This window comes from Caballeronia sp. 11_S32 (assembly GCF_056930355.1).
The window spans coordinates 284,657-300,589 of record NZ_JBXOWH010000003.1 but is presented as its reverse complement, the minus strand read 5'-3'; the positions used below and the strand labels follow the sequence as shown (position 1 = coordinate 300,589).

General features: G+C 63.7%; 16 protein-coding genes. 13 read left to right on the top strand and 3 right to left on the bottom strand.

Going from position 1 to position 15,933, the window contains the following annotated elements:
• Positions 1 to 81: 81 nt before the first annotated feature.
• From AC1Z32_RS13010 to flgA, 3 genes are all read right to left on the bottom strand, one after another.
• Positions 82 to 516, bottom strand: coding sequence for a flagella synthesis protein FlgN (locus AC1Z32_RS13010; protein ID WP_483479057.1), 435 nt, complete (start codon positions 514 to 516; stop codon positions 82 to 84).
• Between the two features lie 102 nt (positions 517 to 618).
• A complete protein-coding gene (gene flgM, locus AC1Z32_RS13005; RefSeq protein ID WP_483479056.1) occupies positions 619 to 942 on the bottom strand; it encodes a flagellar biosynthesis anti-sigma factor FlgM in 324 nt (107 codons plus the stop codon).
• 179 nt (positions 943 to 1,121) lie between these two features.
• Positions 1,122 to 2,432, bottom strand: a complete 1,311-nt coding sequence (gene flgA, locus AC1Z32_RS13000; protein WP_483479055.1) for a flagellar basal body P-ring formation chaperone FlgA — start codon at positions 2,430 to 2,432, stop codon at positions 1,122 to 1,124.
• 237 nt (positions 2,433 to 2,669) lie between these two features.
• Here flgA and flgB point away from each other — a divergent pair, with 237 nt between their 5' ends.
• The 13 genes from flgB to flgL all read left to right on the top strand — a co-directional run bounded on the left by flgB (position 2,670) and on the right by flgL (position 15,325).
• Positions 2,670 to 3,149, top strand: coding sequence for a flagellar basal body rod protein FlgB (gene flgB, locus AC1Z32_RS12995; protein ID WP_483479054.1), 480 nt, complete (start codon positions 2,670 to 2,672; stop codon positions 3,147 to 3,149).
• Positions 3,150 to 3,163: 14 nt separating this feature from the next.
• Positions 3,164 to 3,589: a flagellar basal body rod protein FlgC gene (flgC, locus tag AC1Z32_RS12990; protein ID WP_483479053.1), complete on the top strand. Its 426-nt coding sequence runs from the start codon at positions 3,164 to 3,166 to the stop codon at positions 3,587 to 3,589.
• Between the two features lie 89 nt (positions 3,590 to 3,678).
• Positions 3,679 to 4,338, top strand: a complete 660-nt coding sequence (locus AC1Z32_RS12985) for a flagellar hook assembly protein FlgD (protein ID WP_483481617.1) — start codon at positions 3,679 to 3,681, stop codon at positions 4,336 to 4,338.
• Between the two features lie 46 nt (positions 4,339 to 4,384).
• The gene (flgE, locus tag AC1Z32_RS12980) at positions 4,385 to 5,602 is read left to right on the top strand and encodes a flagellar hook protein FlgE (RefSeq protein ID WP_062601630.1); all 1,218 of its coding nucleotides are present in this window, start codon (positions 4,385 to 4,387) and stop codon (positions 5,600 to 5,602) included.
• A 49-nt stretch (positions 5,603 to 5,651) separates the two neighbouring features.
• The gene (gene flgF / locus AC1Z32_RS12975; RefSeq protein ID WP_062601631.1) at positions 5,652 to 6,404 is read left to right on the top strand and encodes a flagellar basal-body rod protein FlgF; all 753 of its coding nucleotides are present in this window, start codon (positions 5,652 to 5,654) and stop codon (positions 6,402 to 6,404) included.
• 35 nt (positions 6,405 to 6,439) lie between these two features.
• Positions 6,440 to 7,228 carry a flagellar basal-body rod protein FlgG gene (gene flgG, locus AC1Z32_RS12970; protein ID WP_483479052.1) on the top strand — a complete coding sequence of 263 codons (789 nt, stop codon included), beginning with the start codon at positions 6,440 to 6,442 and terminating at the stop codon, positions 7,226 to 7,228.
• Between the two features lie 26 nt (positions 7,229 to 7,254).
• Positions 7,255 to 7,938, top strand: a complete 684-nt coding sequence (locus AC1Z32_RS12965) for a flagellar basal body L-ring protein FlgH (RefSeq protein WP_483479051.1) — start codon at positions 7,255 to 7,257, stop codon at positions 7,936 to 7,938.
• Positions 7,939 to 7,940: 2 nt separating this feature from the next.
• A complete protein-coding gene (locus AC1Z32_RS12960) occupies positions 7,941 to 9,068 on the top strand; it encodes a flagellar basal body P-ring protein FlgI (RefSeq protein ID WP_483479050.1) in 1,128 nt (375 codons plus the stop codon).
• Between the two features lie 13 nt (positions 9,069 to 9,081).
• Positions 9,082 to 10,131, top strand: coding sequence for a flagellar assembly peptidoglycan hydrolase FlgJ (flgJ, locus tag AC1Z32_RS12955; RefSeq protein WP_483479049.1), 1,050 nt, complete (start codon positions 9,082 to 9,084; stop codon positions 10,129 to 10,131).
• A 309-nt stretch (positions 10,132 to 10,440) separates the two neighbouring features.
• Positions 10,441 to 11,193, top strand: a complete 753-nt coding sequence (locus AC1Z32_RS12950; protein WP_483479048.1) for a flagellar brake protein — start codon at positions 10,441 to 10,443, stop codon at positions 11,191 to 11,193.
• A gap of 584 nt (positions 11,194 to 11,777) precedes the next feature.
• Positions 11,778 to 11,957, top strand: a complete 180-nt coding sequence (locus tag AC1Z32_RS12945) for a hypothetical protein (protein WP_483479047.1) — start codon at positions 11,778 to 11,780, stop codon at positions 11,955 to 11,957.
• Between the two features lie 177 nt (positions 11,958 to 12,134).
• Positions 12,135 to 14,078: a flagellar hook-associated protein FlgK gene (gene flgK, locus AC1Z32_RS12940; RefSeq protein ID WP_483479046.1), complete on the top strand. Its 1,944-nt coding sequence runs from the start codon at positions 12,135 to 12,137 to the stop codon at positions 14,076 to 14,078.
• Between the two features lie 11 nt (positions 14,079 to 14,089).
• Positions 14,090 to 15,325 (top strand): flagellar hook-associated protein FlgL, encoded by a 1,236-nt coding sequence (gene flgL, locus AC1Z32_RS12935; RefSeq protein WP_483479045.1) that lies wholly within the window; start codon positions 14,090 to 14,092, stop codon positions 15,323 to 15,325.
• Positions 15,326 to 15,933: the final 608 nt, after the last annotated feature.

Genomic DNA, 15,933 nt, shown 5'->3' with positions numbered 1-15,933 from the left:
CTAGATGAAAGCGCGGGAAACGAAAGCGGCGCGTGCCTCGCAAGAAGTACGCGCCGCTTTGTCGATGAAGCGTCGGGGCGATCAGGCGCCCGGCACGCGGCCGTCCGGGCCGTAGAACCCGGCCTTCGACGGCGCGACCTGCAAGGCGGCGAGCGCCTTGCGGTTGTATTCCATGCGCGTTCTGATCAGCACGCCGTTGTTGTTGTTGCCCTGTTTCGCGCGGCGGGCGGCGGCGGTGAGCAGCGCCCATTGCTCGGCGAGGGCGCCGTCGCTGGCCACGGCGGCTTCCATGCCGACGAATCCGCCGGGGAATCCGAGCGCGTTCAACTGTTCGTCGCGCGCTTTTTCGAGCGCCGAGATGCGTTCGGTGAGCGCGGTCTTGTTCTCGACGATCCCGGGCAGCGCCGGAAGCGGCTGCGCGGCGATCAGCGCTTTTTCCTCATCGACGAGGAGGGATTCGAATGCCTGAACAGCGGCGACTTCTTCGGTGACGGTGGCAAGCAGGGCGTCTCTCATTGCATCGCTCATAAAGCAGAAGCGGTTTCAAAAAGCCGCCCGGTGCGATGAACGCCGCCTGCCGCGCGCCTGCTTCCTGCAGGCGCAGCCGGTTCACTGCGTTCAGCCGCCGGTCGGCGGGGTTCTCGTTTGCAGCAGGTCGCGGGCAGTGCTCAGAATGCCGTCGGCGATCTTGCTCGTATCCATCTTCAGGCTGCCGTCGCGGATCGCGGCCTTGATCGATTCGACTTTCGCCGTATCGATGTCAGAGCCGTTCGATGCGCGCAGGTCGCTCGACAGCGGCGACAGGCTCACCGTCGAATTCTGCGCCGGGCTCGCGCCTGATTGCACGGTGCTCGCGGCACCCTTGGCGTCGCTTTGCGACGCGCGTTGCAGGTTGTCTTGAAGGCCTGCCAGCGTGGTGTTGCTATTCGATTCGATCTTCACGATGTCCATTCCCGAACGTGTTGAGTCCTTTATCGGCGAGGGTGCTTGAAAACTTTACCCTGCCGGGGAACAGCCAACTGCCGATCGGCGTGCTCATCGCTATGAAAGCCTTATGTGACGGGCTTCGAGCGCATTTGCAACAAAATGAAACAAACGTGGGGGACCGAACACTTCGCCATTTACAGCGACACTTCCACCGTCTGAGCGTCCTTCACGATGCCGGTGATGATCTGGCCGCCGGCGGTCTTTACACGAACCTGCTGGCCGGGCGCGGCGTTGTTCATCGCAGTGCCTTCGGCCGAAATCGAGAAGCCGGACCCGCCTGCGACCACGCGCACGTTCTGGCCTATCGCCACCGAGCTCGCCGCGCGCAGCATGTCGGTGCGCAGCGGCAGGCCGGCGGGCACGCGCGACAGGGCGACCGCGCCGACGGCCTGCGCCGGATCGGTGACGATGGCTTGCGGCATCGCGGTGATATCGCCGTCGCGGGCGATCAGATCGGCGTTGCTCAGCACTTCGCCCGGCGCGATGGCGCGCGCGGCCGAATAGTAAGTGGCGTTGATCGACACGCGTGCCTGGACGTACAGCGTCCACGGACGCTCGCCGACACAGCGCACGCCGACCGTCATGCGGCCCCAGAGGCGCGCGCCGGTCGGCATGAAGGGATCGAGCGAGGAGCAGGCGGCGAGGCCGCGCGGAAATACGGGCGTGACGGTGATCTCGACCTTGCCGGGCAAACCTGCGGCTTGCTGCTGGAGAAAATTCAGCGCGACGAGGCGGATCGATTCACCGTCCTGCATCGCGGCGGGCGTGCCGGGCGCTTGCGGCAACGCGGCGGCGGCCGGAGCGGCGGCGGTTGCGGCAGCGGGATTGAAGCTGACACGCCGCATCGGCGACGCGGCGGCGACGGGCGTCGCGGGGCTGGCCGCGACAGGCTTTGCATTGGCGTTGCGGGCGATGCCATCGTCGCGCGTGACGACGACGGGCGTCACATCGCGCGAAGCCGAAGCGGCGGGGACTTTCGCAAGCGCGGGCGCCGCAACCGGCGCAACCGGCGCGGCGGCACGAACGGGCTTCGCTTCGCCCGGACCGGGAATCACGATCATCCCGTTCGCGTCGTTCATGGAATCGTCGGCGGCGTCGGCGCGGGCTTCCAGTTCGAGCGCGGCGTTGCGCATCGCGGCGTCGGCGGCTTTCGTCGCGGCGCGATAGCCGCTCGGGCGCGCGATCTCAGGCGCGGGCATCGCCGACACGGCAGCCGGTGCGCGCGAAACCGGCGCACCCAGGCTCTTCGCCATATCGGCTGCGGCGGCGGGATTGGTTTCCGCGTTGCCGGGAATGACGATCGGGCCGTCAGCCTGCTGCGCATACGCGCTTGCCCCGACGCTCAGGAAAAGCGACACGCCGGCCAGGCCGCGCAGCGTGCGGCGCGCGAACGTCGCTGCGGCGCGAGCCGTAGGGTTCGATGCACGCTTCGCGGACCTGCTCATCACTTTTCTCCGTACCTGATTCGATCGAGCCGCGAACATCGCGGCGTTTCCGGCGTGCCGATCGCGCAAAACAAACCCGCCATCGGCCACGAAACGAATTCTAGATATCGGCTGGCGCGGGCAAGCGTCGAATAGAGGCCCCGTTTCCCGGTTATTCGTCGGATTAGTTATTGCGCGCCGCTCCTAAGATGCGTGTCATGCAAAAAGGCCTCGGCGCTGCCGACAGGAGAAACCGCAATGCTAGACAGACTCGACAAGGAATTCGCCTTTGGCCGTGAGGCGCTCGATGTGCGCGCGTATCGGCAGGAATTGCTGTCGTCGAACATCGCCAACGCCGACACGCCCGGCTACAAGGCGCGCGACGTCGATTTCTCGAGCGCGCTCGCGGGTGCGCTCAAGCAGGGCGGCGGCGCATCCAATAACACGACGCTCAAGATGGCGCAGCCCGTCAGCGTGAGCGCGAGCGGCGGCATGGCCACGACGGCCAAGGGCCACATGAGCGGCACGTCGACGCTTGCAGCGTCGGGCGGCCCGAGCGACGACTACGGCAAGCTCGGCTACCGCGTGCCGAGCCAGCCGTCGCTCGACGGCAATACGGTCGATCTCGACGCCGAGCGCGTGCAGTTCGCGGACAACGCGCTGCACTTCGAGGCGGGCATGACGGTGCTGAGCTCGCAGATCAAGTCGATGCTCTCGGCGATCACGTCCAACAGTTAAAGAAGCGAGAACGTATGCCTTCCCTGATGAACATCTTCAACGTCGCCGGCTCGGCGATGTCCGCGCAGGCGCAGCGCCTGAACGTCACCGCGTCGAACCTCGCGAACGCGGACAGCACGACCGGCCCGGACGGCCAGCCGTACAAGGCGAAGCAGGTCGTGTTCGCGGTCGACCCGCTCGGCGGCGCGCGCACCTCGTCGGGCCAGCAGGTCGGCGGCGTTCAGGTGACGGGCGTGATCGACGATCCGAGCCCGATGAAAACCAGCTACGACCCGAGCAATCCCGCGGCGAACGCGGACGGCTACGTGACGCTGCCCAACGTCGACCCGGTGCAGGAGATGGTCAACATGATTTCCGCGTCGCGTTCCTATCAGGCGAACGTCGAAACGCTCAATACCGCCAAGCAACTGATGCTCAAGACTTTGACCATCGGAACCTGATAGAGACATTCAAGGAACCCAACGTGAGCTCCTCCAGCACAACCATCGGCAGCAACGGCACGACTGTGTCGCAGACCCTGCTCGACACGATGAACGGCGCGTCGAAAAGCGCGACCAGTTCGTCGACCTCGGCGACCGGCGCGCAATCGGCGTCGGATCTGCAGAACACGTTCCTCACGCTGCTCGTGACGCAACTGAAGAACCAGGACCCGACCAACCCCGCCGACAGCTCGCAGATGACCTCGCAGCTCGCGCAGATCAACACGGTGACGGGCATCGGCCAGTTGAACACGTCGCTGTCCTCGCTCGCGACGCAGCTTTCCGCCGGGCAGCAGACGCAGGCCGCGCTGCTCATCGGCTCGAACGTGCTCGCGCCGGGCAATGCGATGACGGTGTCGAGCGGCGCGTCGTCGAGCTTCGGCGTGCAGCTCGCGAACGATGTCAGCGACCTGCAGATCGTCGTGAAGAATTCGTCGGGCCAGATCGTCAACACGCTCGATCTCGGTGCGCAAGGCGCGGGCGTCGTGCCGGTGACGGGTTGGAAGCCGGTCGACTCGAAGGGCAACACGCTCGCCGACGGCAGCTACACGATCACCGCGCAAGGCACGATCAACGGCCAGCAGGCGACCGCGACGACGCTCTCGGCTTCGCAGGTGCAGAGCGTCGTGCAGATGTCGGGCGGCGCGCCGGGCCTCAAGCTCGCGAACGGCTCGACGGTTGCGCTGACGAGCGTCGCTTCGATTCTCTGATTCCCCATTCCTTTAGGGCGAGCGCGGTCTCGCTGGAGAGAAACACATGAGCTACCAACAAGCACTGAGCGGTCTGGGCGCCGCATCGAGCGACCTCGACGTCATCGGCAACAACATCGCGAACGCGAACACGGTCGGCTTCAAGCAGGGCGCGGCGCAGTTCGCCGACATGTACGCGAACTCGATGGCCACGGCCGTCAGCAACCAGATCGGCATCGGCACGCGTCTCGCCGAAGTGCAGCAGCAGTTCTCGCAAGGCACGATCACGACGACCAACCAGGCGCTCGATGTCGCGATCAACGGCAACGGCTTCTATCAGCTGTCGAACAACGGCTCGATCGTGTACTCCCGCAACGGCGTGTTCCATCTCGATGACAGCGGCAAGATCGTCAACTCGGCGGGCCTGCAACTGATGGGCTATGCGGCGGATTCGGGCGGCGTCGTCAACAGCGCGAGCACGGTGCCGCTGACGGTGCCGACCGCGAACATCGCGCCGACGGCCACGAAGAAGATCACCGCCGCGTTCAACCTGAACTCGCAGGACGACGTGAAGGCCGCGGCCGATTTCGATCCGACCAACGGCAACACGTACAACGCGTCGACGTCCGTGGATGTGTACGACTCGCTCGGCGGCACGCAGAAGGTGTCGGTGTACTTCACGAAGTCGAGCACGAACACGTGGGAAGCGTTCGCGAGCTATGGCGACCCCGTCGCGGGCAAGACGGATCTCGGCCCGGTCACGTTCGATTCGTCGGGCAACATGACCTCGGGCAAGACCTTCACGTTCACGATTCCGGACGGCGCCAGCGCGACGGCCGGCGCGACGCAATCGCTGACGCTCGATCTTTCCGGCACGACGCAGTACGGCGCGAAGAGCGGCCTCACGAACCTGCATCAGGACGGCAACAGCACGGGCGAGCTGACGGGCTTCACGGTCGGCACCGACGGCATGCTGACGGGCAACTACTCGAACGGCGAAACCAAGGCACTCGGCCAGATCGCGATCGCCAACTTCAACAACCAGAACGGCCTGCAGAACCTCGGCGGCAACGTGTACGCGCAGACCGCGGCTTCGGGCGCGGCGCAAGTGTCGGTGCCCGGTTCGACCAACCACGGCACGCTGCAAGGCGGCGCGGTGGAGAACTCCAACGTGGATCTGACGAGCGAGCTCGTGAATCTGATCACCGCGCAGCGCAACTATCAGGCGAACGCGCAAACGATCAAGACGCAGCAGACGGTCGATCAGACGCTGATCAATCTGTAAGCACCGTTCGCACGCGAAATAGACGCATCAGGGAAGAAGGAAGCGATTCATGGACCGTCTGATCTACACCGCGATGACCGGCGCCAGCCAGGCGCTCGAGCAGCAGGCCGTCGTGGCGAACAACCTCGCGAACACGTCGACCACGGGCTTCAAGGCGCAGCTCGCGGCGTTCCGCCAGGTGCCGATGTCGTTCGAGAACCAGTCCGCCGATGGCACGACGCGCACCTTCGTGCTCTCGTCGACGCCGAATGCGGATTACTCGGCGGGCCCGGTGCAACAAACCGGCAATCCGCTCGATGTCGCGATTCAGGGCCCCGGCTGGCTGTCCGTGCAGGCGGCGGACGGCAGCGAGGCGTACACGCGCGCGGGCAACCTGCACGTCGATCAGAACGGCCAGCTCGTCACGGCGAACAACCTGCCGGTGCTGGGCGGCGGCGGTCCGCTGTCGATTCCGCCGGGCGCGGAAGTCACTATCGGGAAAGACGGCACGATCTCCGCGCTGATTCCAGGCGACCCGCCGACGGCGATCGCCGTGGTCGATCAACTGAAGCTCGTGAACCCCGACCCGGCGACGCTCACGCGCGGCGACGACGGCCTCTTTCGCACCGCAAGCGGCGACCCCGCCGACGCGGACCCGAGCGTCGTCGTGGCCGGCGGCGCGCTCGAAGGCAGCAACGTGAATCCGGTCGCCGCGATGGTCTCGATGATCACCAACGCGCGCCAGTTCCAGATGCAGACGAAGCTGATGGAATCGGCGGATCAGAACGAACAGTCGGCCAACAAGCTGCTCAACTTCTCCTAAGCGGCGCACGCAAGCCATACAGGAAACGAAAGAACATGAATCGCTCTCTCTATATCGCCGCGACCGGCATGAATGCGCAGCAGGCGCAGATGGACACCATCTCGAACAACCTCGCCAACGTGAGCACGAACGGCTTCAAGGGCTCGCGCGCGGTGTTCGAGGATCTGCTGTATCAGACCACGCGCCAGCCGGGCGCGAACTCGACGCAGCAGACCGAGCTCGCATCGGGCGTGCAGCTCGGCACCGGCGTGCAGCAGGTCGCGACCGAGCGCCTCTACACGCAGGGCAACCTGCAGCAGACGGGCAACTCGAAGGATGTTGCGATCAACGGCCAGGGCTTCTTCCAGGTGACGATGCCCGACGGCACGACGTCCTACACGCGCGACGGCTCGTTCCAGACCAACGCGCAAGGCCAGCTCGTCACGTCGAGCGGCTATCAGCTGAACCCTGCGATCACGATTCCGCAAAACGCGACGTCGATCACGATCGGTTCGGACGGCACGGTGTCGATCACGCAGCAGGGCAGCACCGCCAGCACGACGGTCGGCGCGATCCAGCTCGCGACCTTCATCAACCCGGCCGGTCTCGAAGCGCGCGGCGAAAACCTGTTCTCCGAAACGGGCAGCTCGGGCGCGCCGAACGTGTCGCAGCCGGGCCTGAACGGCGCGGGCTCGCTGCAGCAGGGTTATGTGGAAGCGTCCAACGTGAACGTCGTGCAGGAGCTGGTCAACATGATCCAGACCCAGCGCGCATACGAGATCAACAGCAAGGCCGTGACCACGTCCGACCAGATGCTGCAGACGCTCTCGCAGATGCAGGTTTGAAGTCACGCTTAACCAGAGTCACCAAGATGTCGCCTACCCGAATCCTCTCGCGCGCTTCGCTGGCCGCGCTCGTTGCAGCGCTCGCCGCGTGCGGCCTCATTCCGAAAGAGCCGATCGTCCAGCAGCCGATGACCGCGCGTCCGCCGCAGCCGCCCGTCGGCACGCGTTCGCCCGGCGCGATCTACAACGCGGGCTATGCCGGCCGGCCGCTCTTCGAAGACCAGCGTCCGCGCAACGTGGGCGACATCCTGACCATCGTGATCTCGGAAAACGTCAACGCGACGAAGTCGTCGCAGGCGAATACCAACCGCGCGGGCAATGGCTCGTTCGCGGTGCCGACGACGCCGGGCATCTTCGGTGGTCTGTTCAACAACACGAACCTGTCCGCGAACGGTGCGAACAAGTTCACCGCGACGGGCGGCGCGAGCGCGGCCAACACCTTCAGCGGCACGCTGACCGTCACCGTCACGGAGGTCCTGCCCAACGGCAACCTGATGGTGAGCGGCGAAAAGCAGATGCTCATCAACCAGGGCAACGAATTCGTGCGCTTCTCGGGCGTCGTCAATCCGACGACGATCTCGGGCAGCAACACCGTGTTCTCCACGCAAGTCGCCGACGCGAAGATCGAATACTCGGCGAAGGGTTATATCGATGAAGCGCAGAACATGGGCTGGCTGCAGCGCTTCTTCCTCAACGTCGCGCCGTTCTGATCATGAATCCGCTTCTTCGTTTCCTTTCCTTCTCGCTCGCAGCCGCGCTGGTTGCAATCAGCACTGCGCCGCATGCGCGCGCCGAGCGCCTGAAAGACCTCGTCTCGTTCCAGGGCGTGCGTGACAATCCGCTGATCGGCTACGGTCTCGTCGTCGGTCTCGACGGCACCGGCGACCAGACGATGCAAACGCCGTTCACGACGCAGTCGCTCACCAACATGCTCGGCAACCTCGGCATCACGGTGAACTCGGCGACGACGCAGAACATGCAGTTGAAGAACGTCGCCGCCGTGATGGTCACGGCGACGCTGCCGCCGTTCGCGCGCCCGGGCGAAGCGATCGACGTGACGGTTTCGTCGCTCGGCAACGCGAAGAGCCTGCGCGGCGGCACGCTGCTCATGTCGCCGCTCAAGGGCGCCGACGGCCAGGTGTACGCGATGGCGCAGGGCAACCTCGTCGTCGGCGGCGCGGGCGCGAGCGCGAACGGCAGCAAGGTACAGGTGAACCAGCTCGCGGTGGGACGTATCTCGGGCGGCGCGATCGTCGAGCGCGCGGTGCCGTCGGCGTTGCAGCAGCAGGGCGGCGTCATGCAGATGGAACTGCGCGAGATGGACTTCGACACCACGCAGCGCATCGTCGCGGCGGTGAACAACCAGTTCGGCATGGGCACGGCGCTCGCGCTCGACGGCCGCACCATCCAGTTGCGCGCGCCGCAGGACGCGAGCGAGCAGGTGTCGTTCATGGCGCAACTGCAGAACATCGACGTGCGTCCGGCGCAGGCCGCCGCGAAGGTGATTCTGAATGCGCGCACGGGCTCCATCGTGATGAATCAGATGGTCACGCTGCAGAATTGCGCGGTCGCCCACGGCAATCTCTCGGTCGTCATCAACACGAAGACGGCCGTAAGCCAGCCGGGCGCGTTCTCGAACGGCCAGACGGTGGCGGCGAAGGAATCGTCGATTCAACTGAAGCAGGACAGCGGCGCGCTCAAGATGCTGAGCGCCGGCGCGAATCTCGCCGATGTCGTGAAGGCGCTCAACGCGCTCGGCGCGACGCCGGCGGATCTCATCTCGATCCTTCAGTCGATGAAGGCCGCGGGCGCGCTGCGCGCAGACCTCGAAATCATCTAAGGAACGAAGGCTCATGAACTCGAACACGACCGGCATCGCCAGCACCGCGTTGGCATCGACCGATACGACGAGCGGCTTGTCGAACCTGTCGAACCGTTTCGCGCTCGACACTCAGGGCTTCGATGCATTGCGCGCGCAGGCGGGCGCGAATCCGCAACAAGGACTGAAGGAAGCCGCGAAGCAGTTCGACGCCGTCTTCACGCAGATGATGCTGAAGAGCATGCGTGACGCGACGCCTTCGGACAGCCCGTTCGAATCGAACGATACGAAGTCGTTCACGTCGATGCTCGATCAACAGTTGTCGCAGCAGATGTCGTCGAAGGGCATTGGCGTCGCGGACATGATGCTCAAGCAACTGATGCGCAATTCGGGCGCGCAGGCCGGCGCGAACGCCTCGGGCGGCGCCGGCGCGATGAACGCGATGCAGGCGCTCGGCGGCATGTCGGGCGGCGGCGGCGACCTCGAAGCGAACGCGGGCAACCTCGCCGCGATGAACGCGATGGCGAAGGCCTACGCGGCGGCGCAGGCCAGCAAGAGCAACGCGTCGCTCGCGGGCAAGGGCTATTCCGCAGCGGATTCGCTCGAGCCGCCCGTGCGCGGCAACGGTTCGGACAAGGTCAACGCGTTCGTCGATCGCCTCGCCGTGCCGGCGCAGGCCGCGAGCGCGGCGACGGGCATTCCGGCGCGCTTCATCATCGGTCAGGCGGCGCTCGAATCCGGCTGGGGCAAGCGCGAGATCAAGCATTCGAATGGTGCGACGAGCCACAACATCTTCGGCATCAAGGCGACGAAGGACTGGGGCGGCAAGACCGTCGATTCGGTCACGACCGAGTATGTGAACGGCCGGCCGCAGAAGGTCGTCGAGAAGTTCCGCGCCTACGATTCGTACGAGGAAGCGCTCACTGATTACGCGAGCGTCATCAAGAACAATCCGCGCTATGCGCCGGTGATCCAGGCTTCGCGCGATGTCGCGGGCTTCGCGCACGGCATGCAGAAGGCGGGCTACGCGACCGACCCGCAATACGCGAAGAAGCTCATTTCTATCATGCGTCAGATCGTCTGACGAAGCGGCGCGCTGCGGTATCCACGCAATCAGCGGATGTTTGCGGCCGGCTTCTTGCTAAAGAAGGCATCGCGCGCGCCTTTTGCGGCGTGCGGAAAGCGCGTATGTTCGGACCTTGCACGGCAGCAAACGTTTTACGTTTCTGGGGACGGCGCACCACATACATTTTTCATCGCGCGACCCTAAACTTTTAAAGAGGTATGCCGCTAACCTGAATAATCGAAGTGCCGGACCAATCGGGGTTCGGACGACGCGCGACGTTCGGGGGGGCCTGGGCGGCGCGCGGGCACACTGCACACGGCTAGCACCATGAACACCAATCACAAACATGACGTTGCCGACGAGGACATCGCGCCGATCGTGGATTTCGGCCGGCGCAATCCGCTGGAAATCGGCGTGGCGCTGCGCAATCTCGCCAATCGCGGGGACTTTCTGACGGCGCAATACGGCGAGGGGCAGATCGTTACGCGTCTGCTCGATGTCGACGTGACCGCGCATCGATTCACATTCGACTGGGGCGGCGTGGCGGATCAGAACCGCGGCGTGCTCGCTTCGCAGAGGCTCATTTTCAACGCGGCGCCGGAGGGTGTGCGCGTGGAGTTCACGACGCCGCCGCCGCGCGAGACGACGTTCGACGGGCATCCCGCATTCGAGGCGGAATTTCCGCCGGTGCTGTACTACATGCAGCGGCGCGAGTATTTCCGCGTCGAGGCGCCGGTGCTCGATCCATATATGTGCACGGGCACGCTGCCGGATGGGGAGCGATTCCGCTTCGAGGTGCATGATTTGTCGCTGGGCGGTGTGGCATTGCGGACGACGGATCAGCGTGTCGCGGATCTCGAGATAGGCATCGTGATTCAGGATGCTGAGCTGCATTTCAGTGCGAATGGTCGCGTGACGCTGGACATGATGCTTGTTTCGCATCGCGAGTCGACGACGCCGAAGGGTGATCGGCGATATACGATCGGGTTCAAGTTTGTTTCGATGCCAGGGTCGGCGGAGAATACGCTGCAGCGGCTCATTACTCAGTTGGAAATGAAGCGGCGGTCATTGGCGAAGTAGGCTCGCTTCGGTCGCTGGTTTTTGGGGTTCGGTGTGCTTTCGCTTTTGCTTTCGCTTTCGCCGGATCCCAATTTCGCGTCGGTCTATTCGCGTTGCCCCTATGCGGGGCGGCAGTCACTTTCTTTGCTGCTGCAAAGAAAGTAACCAAAGAAACAGCTATCCCCATCCAAAGTGCTTCATGCCGGCCCCGGCACAGAAGATAGCAAGTGGTCCGGCAGTAGCGAGTGCCCTCGTAGGCCTAACCGGGCGTGGATCGCGCACGGTCTGCCACATCGCGCCGCATAACTGACCGGTAAGGCGCCAAATAGCTCCAGCCCGCTTCGCGGCCGACCGGTCAATCGGGGCGGCGCACACTTCTTTGCTAAGGCTTCCATCTCACTGCATTTGCCTACCGCTGGTTTCCCTTGCACACCGCTCGGCAGCGCGTAGCGCTGTGCCGGTGCTATATGGTGCTGAACCAGCGCGCCCAAACAACTAGCTAGTCAGACCGTGCGCGGTCCAAGCCCGGTTAGGCCTGTGAGGGCACTCGCTACTGCCGGACCACATACCATCTTCTGTGCCGGGGCCGGTGTGAAGTACTTTGGATGGGGATAGCTGTTTCTTTGGTTACTTTCTTTGCAGCAGCAAAGAAAGTGACTGCCGCCCCGCACAGGGGCAGAGCAAATAGACCGACGCGAAACCGGGATCCGGCGAAACAAAACAAAGCAAAAGCAAGAGCAAGAGCAAAAGCAAAAGCAAAAGCAAAAGCAAAACCGAAGAAATAACCCCAAAACCCCACGCTCTTCGCGCAATAGCCATTGCCGCCCCCCTCCGATAATGGCCTCATCGCAAAACCCGCCCATCTCCCGCCAGGGAGCCCCATCCGCAAAAAGCTCAATTTCCCCGGCAACCGGCCGATATACATATCAGCCGAGCGGCAGCGCTCTCACCAGGATTCACGCATGTCCAATAACATTTTCAGCATTGGTCTTTCCGGTCTGAATGCGGCCCAGTGGGGCCTGACGACGACGGGGCAGAACATCAGCAACGCCGCGACGCCGGGCTACACGCTCGAAAAAGTCTCGTACCAGGAGTCTTCCGGGCAGTTCACCGGCTCGGGCTATCTCGGCAGCGGCGTTCAGGCCGTCACCGTCACGCGTCAATACAGCCAGTACCTCACGACGCAGGTCAACAACACGCAAGCGTCGAGCAGCGCGGCCAGCACGTATTTCTCGCTGATCTCGCAACTGAACAACCTCGTCGGCGATCCGACCAAGGGCATCGCGCAAGGCATCACCAATTACTTTTCCGGCCTGCAGTCCGTCGCGAACTCGGCGAGCAGCACGGCGGCGCGTCAATCGCTAATGAGCAACGCGCAAACGCTCGCCGATCAGATCAACTCGGCAGGCGAGCAATACGATCAACTGCGTCAGAGCGTCAACACGCAACTGACGAGCGCCGTCTCGCAGATCAACAGCTACTCGCAACAGATCGCCGATCTCAACAAGCAGATCAACATTGCCAGCGCCGGTGGCCAGCAGCCGAACCAGTTGCTCGATCAACGCGATCAGCTCGTCACGAACCTCAGCTCGATGATCGGTGTGCAGGTCGTGCAGCAGGACGGCAATTTCAATGTCTTCATCGGCAACGGGCAACCGCTCGTCGTCGGCAATACGCAATACGGGCTGCAAACGGTGCCTTCGCCGTCCGATCCGAGCGAGCTCTCCGTCGCGTTCCAGAATCGCGACGGGTCGACGCAAACCGCCGCGACGACGCAATACATCGAAAACTCGGCGCTAACGGGCGGCGTGATCGGCGGTCTCATCGACTTCCGCACGCACACGCTCGATCCGGCGCAGGCGCAACTCGGCGCCATCGCCACGAGCTTCGCCAATCAGCTCAACGATCAGAACGCGCTCGGGCTCGATCTGAACGGCCAGGCGGGCGGCAAGCTGTTCGCGACCAGCGCTCCGAATATCATCGCCAACGCGCGCAACAAGGGCACCGGCGTGCCGACCGCGACGATCGTCGATGGCACGCAGCCGCCCGCCAACGATTTCACCGTTACCTACGACGGCAGCAAATACACGGTGACGGACCCGGCGAGCGGCCAGACGCTCGGCACGATCGATCCGGCCACGGAAACCGCGAAGAACATCGGCGGCCTGAACATCGACATATCCGCGCTGGGCGACGCTCAGAAGGGCGATTCGTTCACGATCCAGCCGACGCGCGCCGCGCTCGACGGCTTCAAGCTCACGACGAGCAACGGCGCGGCGATCGCGGCGGCATCGCCCGCGGTGACATCGGCGGCGACCACGAACACCGGCACGGCTTCGATTTCATCGGCGACGGTGACGAAGAGCCCGCTCCCGTCCGAGATCGACCTGAAGTACGACGCAACGGCGAACGGCTTCACGGCGAATGTGGCGGTGAAGGTGGACGGCACCGACTACGCTGCCGGCACGACGATTCCCTACGATGCGTCGAAGGGCATGACGGTCGTCGGAGACGGCGTCTCGGCGACCATCAGCGGCACGCCGAAGGACACCGACACGTTCACGATCGCGCAGAACAAGGGCGGCACGAGCGACGGCACCAACGCGCTCGCGATGGCGAACCTGGTTTCCGCGAAGTCGCTCAGCGGCGGCACCGACACGCTGACGAGCTCGTACGCGAACTACGTCAACACGATCGGCAACCAGACCAATCAGCTCAAGGCGACGAGCACGGCGCAAACCGCGCTTCTGACTCAGGCGACATCGGCGCAGCAATCGGTGCAGGGCGTCAACCTGAACGAGGAAGCGGCCAATCTGATCCAGTATCAGCAGCTCTATCAAGCGAACAGCAAGGTGATTCAGACCGCCGCGACGCTGTTCCAGTCGCTGCTCGGCATGTTCAACTGAGGCTAAACGCAATGCGTATCTCCAGTTCCCAGTACTTCAACATGAATGTCGCTTCGATGAGCGACCAGCAGAGCACGCTTGCTTCGATGTATCAGCAGATCTCGTCGGGCAAGCGCATTCTCACTGCATCCGACGATCCGCTGGGCGCCGCGCAGGCGGTGCAGCTCACGTTGAAGAGCGGCGCGCTCGCGCAATACGGCACGAACCAGACGGCGGCGCTTTCGTCGCTGCAGCAGGAAGACTCCACGTTGAACAACGTGAGCAACGTGCTGCAGAGCATCCAGACGCAGATCGTGCATGCGGGCGACGGTTCGCTCACCGATGCGGACCGCACCTCGGTTGCGAATACGATCCAGGGTTTGCGCGATCAGCTCTTCAGCCTCGCGAACACCACGGACAGCGACGGCAACTACATCTTCTCGGGTCTGAAGGGCGGCACGGCGCCGTTCTCGAACAATCCGTCCGGCGTGGGCGCGAAGTATGACGGCGACTTCGGCCAGCGCACGGTGCAGATTAGCGAAGGACGTTCGATGCAGGTGAGCGACACGGGCGTGTCGATCTTTCAGAGCGTGTCGCCGATTGAGAGCGATCCGGTGTCGGCTGCCGGTGCGTCGAATTCGGGCACTGCGACGATCAGCCCGGTGAACGTGAGCGACACGAGCGACAAGGGCAACGCGAGCAAGTACACGATCACGTTCGCGGTCTCGCAGACCGACGGCACGACGACCTATTCGATCGAATCGGACCCGGTGGACAGCACGCTGCCGACGAATGTTCCGTACACGGACAAGGCGGACATCACGCTTGGCGGCCAGAAGGTGACGATCGAGGGCGCGCCCAAGGATGGCGACACGTTCACCGTGAACCCGGCGGCGACGGAGAACAACGACATCTTCGCGACGCTCGACAACATCGTGAGCGCGCTGAAGCAGCAGACGGGGTCGCCTGCCGCGCAGGCCGCGTTGACCAATGCGCTGACGACCGTGGGCACGAAGATCAACAACACGTTCAACAACGTGCTGGCGACGCAGACGGTGGTCGGCGGACGCGAGCAGGAAGTGCAGTCGACGCAGACTGCGATGCAGACGAGCCAGACGCAGACGGCGAGCGATATCGCGAATTTGACGAGCATCGATCTCGTGTCGGCGATTAGTCAGTACGAGCTGACGCAGAACTCGTTGCAGGCGGCGCAGATGGCGTTTTCGCAGATTCAGAAGATGTCGTTGTTTGATTACATCGGGAGTTGATGGGGCGTTTGGGAGAACGCCTTACTCCCTTTTTTGTTGGCGTGCTTTGTTTTGCTTTGCTTTGCTTTGTTTCGCCGGATCCCGGTTTCGCGTCGGTCTATTTGCACTGCCCCTGTGCGGGGCGGCAGTCACTTTCTTTGCTGCTGCAAAGAAAGTAACCAAAGAAACAGCTTGTCCCATCCAAAGTACTTCACACCGGCCCCGGCACAGAACGGCGCAAGTGGTCCGGCAGTAGCGAGTGCCCTCAAAGGTCTAGCCGGGCGTGGACCGCGCACGGTCTGACGAGCTAGTTGTTTGGGCGCGCTGGTTCAGCACAAATAGCTCCGGCACAGCGCTACGCGCTGCCGAAGGGTATGCAAGGGGAAACCAACGGTGGGCGAATGCAGTGAGATGGAAGCGTTAGCAAGGAAGTGTGCGCCGACACGATGGACCGGTCGGCCGCGAAGCGGGCCGGAGCTATTTGGCGCCTTACCAGTCAGTTGAGCGGCGCGATGTGGCAGACCGTGCGCGATCCAAGCCCGGTGAGTTTTGTGAGGGCACTCGCTACTGCCGGACCACTTGCGAGGTTCTGTGCCGGGGCCGGCCTGAAGTACTTTGGATGGGGATAG